This is a genomic window from Rhodococcus shunpengi, from assembly GCF_048381395.1.
Classification (GTDB): domain Bacteria; phylum Actinomycetota; class Actinomycetes; order Mycobacteriales; family Mycobacteriaceae; genus Rhodococcus.
This window is the reverse complement of record NZ_JBLWIU010000013.1, coordinates 94583-102795: the sequence shown is the minus strand read 5'-3', so window position 1 is coordinate 102795 and position 8213 is coordinate 94583. Positions and strand designations below refer to the sequence as shown.

Annotated in this window: 6 protein-coding genes and 1 pseudogene; 3 read left to right on the top strand and 4 right to left on the bottom strand. The window is 64.8% G+C overall.

Annotated elements, in window-relative coordinates; translation table 11 throughout:
* Positions 1–103: 103 nt before the first annotated feature.
* Together istB and istA are read right to left on the bottom strand one after the other, a co-directional pair.
* A complete protein-coding gene (gene istB, locus ACNJ7K_RS10200; RefSeq protein ID WP_487041594.1) occupies positions 104–874 on the bottom strand; it encodes an IS21-like element helper ATPase IstB in 771 nt (256 codons plus the stop codon).
* The gene (istA, locus tag ACNJ7K_RS10195) at positions 871–2445 is read right to left on the bottom strand and encodes an IS21 family transposase (RefSeq protein WP_268655857.1); all 1575 of its coding nucleotides are present in this window, start codon (positions 2443–2445) and stop codon (positions 871–873) included. Before istA ends, istB begins: the two co-directional genes overlap by 4 nt.
* 173 nt (positions 2446–2618) lie before the next feature.
* Here istA and ACNJ7K_RS10190 point away from each other — a divergent pair, with 173 nt between their 5' ends.
* A complete protein-coding gene (locus ACNJ7K_RS10190) occupies positions 2619–3584 on the top strand; it encodes an MHYT domain-containing protein (protein ID WP_487041593.1) in 966 nt (321 codons plus the stop codon).
* Between the two features lie 233 nt (positions 3585–3817).
* Here the strand turns inward: ACNJ7K_RS10190 and ACNJ7K_RS10185 are convergent, their stop codons facing one another.
* The gene (locus ACNJ7K_RS10185; RefSeq protein WP_487041596.1) at positions 3818–4921 is read right to left on the bottom strand and encodes an adenylate/guanylate cyclase domain-containing protein; all 1104 of its coding nucleotides are present in this window, start codon (positions 4919–4921) and stop codon (positions 3818–3820) included.
* A gap of 265 nt (positions 4922–5186) precedes the next feature.
* On the opposite strand from ACNJ7K_RS10185, the pseudogene ACNJ7K_RS10180 reads away from it, so the two are divergent.
* Positions 5187–5988, top strand: a pseudogene (locus ACNJ7K_RS10180) (HugZ family pyridoxamine 5'-phosphate oxidase).
* A gap of 105 nt (positions 5989–6093) precedes the next feature.
* Positions 6094–6666 carry a hypothetical protein gene (locus ACNJ7K_RS10175; RefSeq protein ID WP_147414425.1) on the top strand — a complete coding sequence of 191 codons (573 nt, stop codon included), beginning with the start codon at positions 6094–6096 and terminating at the stop codon, positions 6664–6666.
* 654 nt (positions 6667–7320) lie between these two features.
* Here the strand turns inward: ACNJ7K_RS10175 and ACNJ7K_RS10170 are convergent.
* Entirely contained in the window at positions 7321–8196 is an 876-nt protein-coding gene (locus ACNJ7K_RS10170) for an NAD-dependent epimerase/dehydratase family protein (protein ID WP_487041592.1), read from the bottom strand.
* Positions 8197–8213: the final 17 nt, after the last annotated feature.

The following is an 8213-nucleotide window of genomic DNA, read 5'->3' as shown; positions in this document are numbered from 1 at the left end:
GGTGTCAAGGGACATGAGAGCGTCCCTGTAGGCGGACAGGTCATGTCCCTGCGCGCGGACAGCTGATCTCCCTGTCGGCGGTCAGCCGATCTCCCGCACCAGGTCAGGTCAACGGCATCACCCCGCGTCCGGCGGTGGCGTCCTGCAGCCGCAGTGAGGTGCCCTCGGTGATCACGACATGCGCATGGTGCAGCAATCGGTCGACGGCGGCGGTGGCTAGGGTCTCCGGCATGATCGTGTCGAAGCCGGACGGGTGGAGGTTGCTGGTCACCACCACGCTGCGCCGCTCATAGGCAGCGTCGACGAGACGGTAGAACGCCTCGGCAGCAGCCTGCCCCGACGGCAGCATGCCGATATCGTCGACGACGATCATCTCGGCGCGAGTGATGCGGGTGATGGTCTTGGTGATCGATCCGTCCACCGCAGCCCGCCCGATCGCGGCGGTCAACGATTCGAGACTGAACCAGGACACCCGCATCCCCGCGTCGATGACCGCATGCGCGAGTGCCTCGACGAAGTGGGTCTTGCCGGTTCCCGACGGCCCGCTGACCGCAAGATTCTCGGCACGCCCCACCCACTCCAACGTGGCCAGAGCGTGCTGGGTGGGTAGCGGGATCGACGAATCCGTCTCGCGCCAGGAGGAAAACGTCTTGCCCGCGGGAAGCCCTGCAGTTTTTCGGCGCATCGCCTTCGTCGCCTCATCCCGACCGCGGACCTCCTCGTCGAGAAGAACCTTGAGGACCTCGGTGGGATCCCATCGCTGCGCTTTGGCGGTGGCCAGCACCTCCGGTGCGGCGGCGCGGAGATACGGTAGCCGCATCCGTTTGAGGACGGCGATGAGATCGTCGGGTAGTGGTGGTGCAGAGGCGTTCATGACCCGACTCCGGTTCCGGCGGCACCGAATCCCGCCCAGGCCGCGGTGCCGGGTTGGACCGAATGAGCCTCGTCGGCGACGACGAGCCCGGTCTCGGCTGCGGTGGCGGTGTGATGCGCGACGATCGCCGGCAGATCACCGTCGGCGAAGCGGCCGGCCTCGGCCGCGACCGCCAACGCGGCATCGACGGCGGCGGCGCCGACAAATGCGGCCAACTCGACCGCGCCGGTCATCTTCGCCCGGATCCGGACCGTCCCGGCCGCCGACGCGGCGATCAACCAGGTGTGCGCACCGGGGCCGAGGTCGAGGAACCGGGCCTCGGCCGCGGAGCGAGCCTTCGGGACCGGCGGCTTCGGTGACCCGTCCGGATCCTGCGGATGATCGGGATAATGCGCCGGGTCGATCTGCGGGTTGCCCGGTGTCGAAAGCAGATGCCGGGCAACCTCACTCAAACCCCGTCTGTTCTCAGCCCAGTCCGGAACCCGGGGCAGGGCATCGAGATCGGCCACGACGACCAGTTCGGTGCCGGCAACGCGCACCCACACTTCGGAGCCGACCAACCCGGGCGGGGTCGAATACCGCACTGACCCGAAGCGGATCGTCTGGTCGGTGCCGACACTGCGGGTGGTGCCCAGTGCCAGGGTGTGCGGGCTGGCCGGCAGGGTGTGCAGGCGGGCGCGTTCCTCGGCCACCGCCTCGGTGGGGATGCGGGCGCTTTCGCGGTGCCGACGGCCGTTGACGGTGGCGCAGAACCGCTCGCAGGCCGCCTCGAGTTCGACGAACGACACATAGTCCGGCAGCAGATTCGCGTCAGTGGGCACCAGATCGGCCTTGGCGATCTTGACGGTTGCTTCGCTGCCGCCCTTCGATTCCGGATCGTAAGGGATGCAGGTGTGCACGGTCATGCCGTAGTGGCGGGCGGTCTCGACGATCTGCGGATGCCGCACCGGGATTCCGGCGATGTGATCGATGCTCACGGTGCGCGGATTGTCGGTCAACGCGTAGGTCGGGACTCCGCCGAAGCGACGCACCGTGGCGTCGAGACACGCGATCAACGTCGGCAACGTCTGATCCCAGACCGGGATCACCACCCGGTAGCGGGACCATGCCAACCAGGCGCAGAACAACAAGGTCGAGCGTAGAACCCCGCCCGGGCCAGGAACTTTCGGGCCGTCGCCCCAGTCGAACTGCATCCACAACCCGGGCTCGGTGATCCACGGTCGATAGGTGCGGCGATGGCCGGCCTGCCATGCTGCTTTCACATCTGCGACGGCGCGTCGGGTGGTGCGTTCGGTGCCGTCGAAACCGAGATCGACGAGGCGTTCGTGGACGATGTCGGCGCGGACCTTGCCTTTACTGCGCTCGACCCATTCTTCGATCTTGGGCATGTAGTCGTCGATGATGCGTGGCCGTCGCGACGGGCCGGTCAGCGGCATACCGGCGTCTCGGGCGGCGACGTAGCGTCGGACGGTTTTCGGATCGACCCCGGCCAGCTGCGCTGCGGAGTGCGCGTTGCCGGTGGTGTCGTAGGCCTCGAGAATTTCCATGATGTCCCTGTCAGACTTCTTCATGCGTCCCTCCGGTGGGAGTTGCTCGTAGGTGGTCGAAGACCTCGAGCAAAACCCCGGAGGGGCGTCTGTGTCAGGACCGACACACCGCCGGCCCCCGTGTCCATCGGAAGGGAGATCAGCTGTCCGTCAGCAGGGACGAACCTGTCCGCCTATAGGGAGATTGGCATGTCCGCTTGCACTCGGGCGTGCCGTATGCAAGGAAAACGATGACGCACGAAATACATCATTTCGATTTGGGTCTGTGGGTGCTCTTCGTCGCCTACGGGACATCGATTGCCGGGTCCTATGTCGGGCTGTCCTGCGTCCGGCAGGCCCACACCCGTTCCTCACGGACGGCTCGGTGGGCGTGGTTGTTGTTGGGTGCGTTGTCCCTCGGAGGCGTCGGTATCTGGATTACGCATTTCATTGCCATGATGGGCTTCGCAGTGCCCGGTTCGTTGATCCGTTACGATCCCGTATTGACGGCGCTGTCCGCGGCAGTGGCAGTAGCTGCAACTTTGTTCGGCTTGTGGCTCATCGATATTCGGGCCTTGTCGGCGGGCCCCCTCGGACGTGCAATCGCATTGTCCGTAGGCGGAGTAGTGATGGGACTGGCGGTCAGTCTGATGCACTACAGCGGTATGGCCGCGATTCGGATCAGTGGCACACTCACCCATGATTCGCTCTTCGTCATGGTCTCGATACTCATCGGCATCGGCGCTTCCACAGCTGCATTGTGGCTGGCCCGCAGAGCTGCACGGCTTGCCACGCGCGTGCTGGGAGCGGTGATCATGGGCGGTGCCGTGGCAGCGTTGCATTACACCGGCATGGCCGGTCTGCACGTCGACATGTCCACGGAAGCACCGGTTCCTGACGGTGTGCCGATCATGACGCTGCTGCTCGCTGCCTTCGCCGTTGGCACGCTCGTGCTCAGCGCACCGTTGATCCTGTTGGTGTTCGCCTCACGAGCTGGCGAAGCGCACCTCGATGAGGCGGTCGAGCAGTGGGTGACCGATCGTCACGGTGACCCCGCTACGTCGTGGAGACATCTCGACGGAGAGGCCGGTGTTCGTCAAGGGCGGCGGGGTGGGCACTACCACTTCCCCACCGCGCCACCGCGGATGCGCAGCACGCCCTCGTACTCCGAGGATCGCCACTAGAGCGACCCGCGGCAGCAGGACCGAAGGACAGCCCTGTCCGTAGTGGACACCGTCGAGAGGACCGTAGCGGTCGACAAGGGTCTCGACGCCGGCGAGGTCACCGATGAACAGGCGACCTCGTGCACTGTCGACGACGGATCGCCAAAAAATCGGCGAGTCGGTGACGCCCACCCCGCGCGTTGCCGAAATATACTCTCGCACTTATTTCTTGCCGAGATCGATCGTCGATCTCGTCAACGTTCGTTCGTCGCAGATCGCACACGGTAGAGCTCCTGCTCACCGCTGAACCCCTTCAGCTGGTACGACCCCGCGAAATCGACCTCCAAGAGGGATGCATCCAGGCGACTCATCGTCTCGCTGTCGGCCAGTATCTCCAGTGGCTCCGCAACCGCAACGATCCTGCTGGCGCGATTCAATGATTGCCCCACCCAGTCACCCGCACTGTGCACTACCGCACCCCATGCGATGCCGACATGAAGCGGCGGAAGTCCCTGGTGCCGAGCGGAATCCACAAGTCGCACAGCCGCCTGAGCAAGCGCGGTCGGATCGGGCGAGATCAACATGACCGCGTCACCGATCGTTTTCACGAACCGAACCGGTTCCTCCACCAGATCGGTGGTAAGACTGTCCAACCGGTCGGCCAAGCCTCCGAGCTCGGTCGGCGAGAGCTGTTCACCCAACGGGGTGAATCCGACGAGATCCGCGAAACACACGGCCACGTCGTAGACGTCCGGCGAAGGGCGATCGGTCCCGCTGATACGGACCTGATGGCTGAGATGCTGACGAAGCCGCGTCGTCACAGCCTGACTGAGCAGGCGGGACTGAACGGCAGCGAACTGCCTCAGGTCCTGAGCAAGCGTCAGAGCAGCCTCGGGCCGCTCCCGATACACCTCCAACTGCTTCTCCAGGAACGGCCTGCTGACATCTGCGAACATCGAGGCATTTCTGCCGACCACCCGAGCAAACGCAAACAAGGTGGCATCGTCACTCCCGAGCGCACGGTACTCCGTCAACAACCGCGCCAGACGCAGATCATCTTCACTGTAATCTGCCGCCTCCGTCGTGGACACACCCCGACCCATCGACCGAAACCATCGCTCCACATCGGCCGACCGAACGCCGGTCTGCTGCGCAATCTGTTCCAAGGTGTACATCTCCCCGCGCGGCGCCAACGCATCATCGAACACCAGATAGGCCAATTGACCGGCGCTGGTCGCCCGACCCAACTCGGTCATGCTCACTCCATGATCGACAAGTTGGTGCAGGACCGCGATCCGGGAACGTCGGGCTGCCCCCGTCAAGCCGTCCAACAGTCCGGCCCGAGCGAACGCACGCACACGACGGGGACGCGAAAGTACACGGGTCAGCCGGGACACCAGCGGTTCGACGGTGGGAATCTGCACTCGGAAATTGTCGCAGGTACCCGATCGACCCGAATTCGATCCAAGGCAAGCTCGCGAGGACTGTAGCGGTGATTGTCGACACCGGGCGAGGCAGAAGGTGACATGATTCGGATGCTCCGAGAAGAGGCGCCGCTCGGATCGGGACACAACGGACCTCAACATGCGAACGTCGAGAATTCCACCCGGTACCGTCTCGTCAATGACGAACTCGGATCATGGAAACCCCGGCGACGCCCCCACGGTGCCGCCGCCACTGACAGAGATCGTGAACGCGACACGACCCTCTGCCGCCGAAGAAGCACGGACGGTCGCAGCGTCGACGAACACCGGCACTCTCGCGACCCTCACCAAGGACGGAGACCCCTGGGCTTCCTTCGTGACGTACGGACTGGTCGGAGGCTCTCCGGTGTTGTGCGTGTCGCACATGGCAGAGCACGGCCGTAATCTTGCGCGCGATCCACGCGCGAGCATCGCGATCGTAGCTCCTGCCCCGCAGTCCGACCCGCTCGCCAGCACCCGCATCACCCTCGCGGGATACGTCGAGCGGCCCGAGGGCGAGGAGTTGGCCGCGGCACGGGAAGCGCACTTGGCCGCTGTCCCCGCGGCACGCGTGTACATCGATTTCAGCGACTTCTCGCTCTGGATTCTGCGGGTGCAGCGCGTGCGCTGGGTCGGGGGGGTACGGGCGGATGGATTCGGCCACCGCCGAGGACTACGCCGAAGCGCTGCCGGATCCGGTTACCCCGTCGGCCGCTCGTGCGATCGCGCATCTCAACGACGATCACGCCGATTCGTTGCTGGCAATGGCCCGGAAGCTCGGCGGATTCCCGGATGCCACAGCAGCAACCTGTGTCGGAGCCGACCGCTACGGCCTGGACCTCGATGTCACCACGCCGCGCGGTCGAGCCATGACGCGCGCCGGTTATCTGTCGCCACTCGATTCGGCCGACGAATTACGAGCAGCAACAGTCGCTTTGGCTCGCATGGCACAATCACCGTAACCACGGTCCACGAAGACGAGGCACTCTGCCGACCACGAACACCAGGTTGTTCGACCAGTGCGGACGCAGGACGAAGACATCATCGCTATCGGTACCATCCGAACCGTGAGCATCCGAACGGTGACCTCCGCGCTGGTCCTTGCTGCCGCCCTGACCGGCTGCTCGAGCACGGACACCGGAGCCGGCACCGACCCGCTCGACACGGCCACGAGCACGCCTGTACCGAGCGCACAATCACAGATCTATTCGGCTGCCCTGCACCACCTCATCCTCGTGGACAACCCCTTCGCGAAAGCACCGACTCCCGTCGGGTACATCTACATCGTCGACGGTCCCGCATCACGCAGCTCGGAAATGTCCATCGCCGCCGATGGACCGCAGTTCGACACCGATCTGAAGAACGAGATCACCGCACGAGCCGCCGATCTGCCGCCCGTCGAGTTCGTCGCAGACCCTCAGCTGCATACGGAGCCCGCACGACAGGGCTTGACCGGGGTCGACAACGACGGCGTCCTGGTCGGACTGTCCCCCCTCGGACGGCAGGACGACGGAACGGTCCACGTCGGCGCCGGACTATGGTGCGGCAGGGACTGCGGACTCGGCCTCACCTACGTCCTCGATCATGTCGACGGACGGTGGGCAGTGACAGGAACAACTGGGCCGGTCGTCATTTCGTAACAGGACGACTCTGTAGGAGAAACTTCCAGGATCGGACCCCACCGCGATCCGGTGCGTCCCGCTACACGCGAGCCGACATCGGTGAAAGCGACCGTCGACGACGGATGGTGACCGATCTTTCTCGCCGACGCCGACGGCAGCGTGTCACAGCAGCTCACCGACCCCAACGGTCGACAGCACCGATGACCGATACAGCACCATCCTGGGCCCCTACTTCGACAACTTCGTGTACCCGGAGGGGTTGGTCGTGCACACGGTCGAGGTCTCGAATAGTCTGTGCTGTGCCCCCGTGCTCCCTGACGGAGGCACAGTTCGCGCGCTCTCCCCCCAGCGCGTGGACGAAGGTCCGTCGGCGCCGTATGCCGACGGAACCTCGCAGGCCGGTGATGGTGAGCACCCCTCGTAACTCTCACCATCACCGGCCTGTCAGCAACTCGATGCACATCACCCGCCGATGCGTTCGAACACTCCCCATATTCATCCACATCGATGCCAGGCCGGGCAAACAATACCATTCGACCGGTATTGCAGCCGAATAGAGAGTACCTCATGTCCAGCGCACAGGGAACGTCTTACCGATACATACCCGCTGCACGGTCGGTACGCCCGGAGAACCCGGCGAACGCCATCCACTTCGGGACGTCCAGAGCACCCCTACGGTGAGTGGGGACTCAAGACCTCCGGCGAGGGATCGAGTGCAGTATCAGCCCAGACTCGGGTGCTGACGTAGTGATGATCGTGCCCGATCAGATCGATATGACGTGCGGACAGTCCCCGCTTCCGACCTATCCGCAGTGCCTCTTCGAAGTCGACGGAGTCGATCGGTGGGGTGAGAAGTCCTTCTGCGGCGGCGGCGTGCACGAGCTCGCGGACGGTCACCGCGTTCGGATGAGCGAGATGACGCATGCCCCCACGCCACGCAGTGTGTAGCGGCCGCGCCGCAACCGCGGCGGTAAGTCTGCCGACGTCCCCGCGCGAAATCACCGATTGCCGTGCGACGCCGTCGTCGATCCATACCCCGAGAGTCGCAACGAGGTGCGCCAACCCGGGTAGGAACCACCGGTCGCCGGGTCCGTGCACGAATCCGGAACGCAGCACCAGACCGCCATATCGGCGTACATGGTTTTCGGCGGTCAGCCGACTGGCGCTCAGCGCAGTCACCGGAGCCGGAGCAAGTTCACCCTCCATGACGTTGCGATGCGGTCCAGGTCCGTAGACGCCGATCGTGCTCAGATACACGATGGGCTCGATACGGTGGTGGGCAGCGGCCGTCACCAGATTCTCGGTACCGAGAGCGTTGACCTCCTCACATCGGGCTGTGTCGGAGCCCGTATACGAGGCCGCGTGCACAATCACGTCGACACCGGCCAGCGCGTCGGTCAACGATTCCACATCGAGTAGATCTGCCGCCACCACCCGCATCGCCGGTCTCGAGGATGCGAGCGGACGGCGCGCTATCGACGTGCATGCCACCCCCGTGTTCCGGAGAGCGTCGAGCACCGCCCCGCCGAGGAAACCGCTCGAACCCACGACCGCGACGTGCAACG

Coding starts and splice junctions, on each gene's coding strand:
- istA (WP_268655857.1), bottom strand. CDS start 2,445: ATGAAGAAGTCTGACAGGGACATCATGGAAATTCTCGAGGCCTACGAC.
- istB (WP_487041594.1), bottom strand. CDS start 874: ATGAACGCCTCTGCACCACCACTACCCGACGATCTCATCGCCGTCCTC.